Below are 2,480 nucleotides of genomic sequence, written 5' to 3' on the forward strand. Positions count from 1 at the left end.
GCGAGGTGCAGGGCGACCAGGGACGAGGAACAGGCCGTGTCGACGGTGACCGCCGGACCCTCCAGGCCCAGGACATAGGCGATGCGCCCGGACGCCACGCTCGCTGCCGCGCCGGTGGCGAGGTATCCCTCGTTGTCGCCGGACGCGGCGCGCAACTGAGTGGCGTACTCCTGGTCGGTGAGACCGACGTAGACACCTGTGTCGCTGCCTCGCAGGCTTTTCGGGTCGATACCCGCGCGTTCCAGCGTCTCCCAGGTGGTCTCCAGCAGGAGGCGCTGCTGCGGGTCCATCGCGATCGCCTCACGCGGCGAGATACCGAAGAACCCGGCATCGAACCCGGCCGCACCCTCCAGGAAGCCGCTGTCACGGACGTAGCTGGTGCCGGTGCGGTCGGGGTCGGGGTCGTAGAGCGCGTCGAGGTCCCAGCCGCGGTCGGTGGGCAGCGGGGTGATGGCGTCCACGCCGTCGGTGACCAAGCGCCAGAAGTCCTCGGGGGTACGGACACCGCCGGGGAAGCGACAGCCCATCGAGACGATCGCGATCGCGTCGTCCTCGGGGGCACCGCTGCCGGGCGCACGGACGCTGTCCGCGAGTGCCGGGGCCGGGTGCTCCCCTTGTCCACCGCCGAACGCGCGGTCGTCGAGATGGACGGCGAGGGCGGAGATGCTGGGGTGGTCGAAGACGACGGTGGTGGGGAGTTTCAGGCCGGTGGCCCGTTGCAGCCGGTCGCGGAGGGCGACGGCGGTGAGGGAGTCGAAGCCCAGCTCCTTGAAGGCGGCCTCGGCGCTGACCACCCCGGCGTCGGCGTGCCCCAGCGCGGCGGCCGCATGTGTGCTGACCAGGGTGCGCAGGGCGGCGGTCCGGCGTGCCGGTTCGAGGCCGCCGATCTCGCGCAGCGCGGCGGAGGTACCGTCGTTCCCGTCCCGGCCGGTCTCCGCGTCCGGCGTCGCCGGGCGGAGGCCGGGCAGTTCGGTGAGCAGGGCGCTGCCGCGTGCGGAGGTGAAGACCTCGGCGAACCGGCGCCAGTCGACGTCGGCGACGGCGACGGCCGTGTCGTCGTGGTCGAGCGCCTGCTGGAGACCGGTGATCGCGGCGGCCGGTTCGATGACGGGAACGCCCCGGCGGCGCAGGTCGTCCTGGACGGTCTCGGCGATCATGCCGCCGCCCGCCCAGGGGCCCCAGGCGACGGAGAGTACGGGGGCGCCGTCGGCGCGGCAGCGTTCGGCGCGGGCGTCCAGGATCGCGTTGGCCGCGCCGTAGGCGGCGTGGTCGGCGACTCCCCAGGTGCCGGAGATCGACGAGAAGTAGACGACGGCGTCCAGTTGGGCGGCGTCCAGTACGTCGTCGAGGTGGTCGGCGCCGAGGACCTTGCCGGAGAGGGTCGCGGCGAGGTCCGCGACGTCGGTCTCCGCGACCGGGCCGAGGACGCTCACCCCGGCCGCGTGCACGACGGAGCGCACGGGGCTGTCCTCGTCGGCAAGGCGGATGACCAGGTCTGCGAGGGCCTCGCGGTCGGCGGTGTCGCAGGCGGCCACGGTGAGCCGGGTGCCGTACGGCGTGAGTTCGCGCCGCAGGTCGGCGAGGTGCCGGCCCTCGCCGCGCCGGCCGGTGAGGACGAGGTGTTCGGCACCGCGCGCGGCCAGCCAGCGGGCCACGTGGGCGCCGAGCGCGCCGGTGCCGCCGGTGACGAGAACAGTGCCGCGCGGCTTCCAGTCCCGCGCGGCCGCCTTGCCACCGGTGGCCGCTTGCACGAGCCTGCGGCCGTACGCCGTGCCGCCCCGCAGGGCCACCTGGTCCTCCTGGGTGCCCACGGCGATGACGTCGAGCAGCAGGTCGACAGCGCGGTCCAGGCCGGTCGCGGGCAGGTCGACGAGACCGCCCCATCGCTTGGGGTGCTCCAGGGCGGCGGCCCGGCCGAGGCCCCAGACACCGGCCTGCGCGGGTGCCGTCGGCGCGTCGTCACGGCCACACCCCACGGCTCCACGGGTCACGCACCACAGGGGCGCCTCGATACCCGTGTCGCCGAGTGCCTGTACGAGCGTGAGGGTTGCTGCCAGCCCAAGTGGCACCGCCGCCCACTGCGGGTGCGGCCGCTCGTCGAGCGCCAGCAGTGACAGGACCCCGGTGAACGCGCCGGCGGACTCGGCGGCAGGTGTGAGCAGGGCGCCCATGCCGGCCCGGCTCAGGTGGTCGGCGTCGACGATCACGATGGCGGCGCGGGCGCCGCGGACCTCCAGCGCGGCGACGGTCTCGGTGACCGACTCGTCGTCCGCGAGCGGCGCCGGGACGGCGAGCAGCCAGGTTCCGTCAGTGGCGGCGCGGGCCGGAGCGGGCAGGGCACGCCACTCCACGCGGTACCGCCAACCGTCGATCCGTCCCTGCTGACGGCGTGCGTTCCGCCAGGCGGCCAGGGCCGGGATCACGGCCTCCAGCCCGTCCTCGATGCCGAGCGTGCCGGCCAGCTCCTCCAGGTCGCCTTC

General features: G+C 74.7%; 1 protein-coding gene. It reads right to left on the reverse strand.

The features are described 5' to 3' along the window. Window positions 1–2,480 (reverse strand): SDR family NAD(P)-dependent oxidoreductase (locus ACFU53_RS47720; RefSeq protein ID WP_384006854.1); only part of this gene is annotated, 2,480 nt, incomplete at both ends.

Source organism: Streptomyces sp. NPDC057474, assembly GCF_042802555.1.
Classification (GTDB): Bacteria; Actinomycetota; Actinomycetes; order Streptomycetales; family Streptomycetaceae; genus Streptomyces.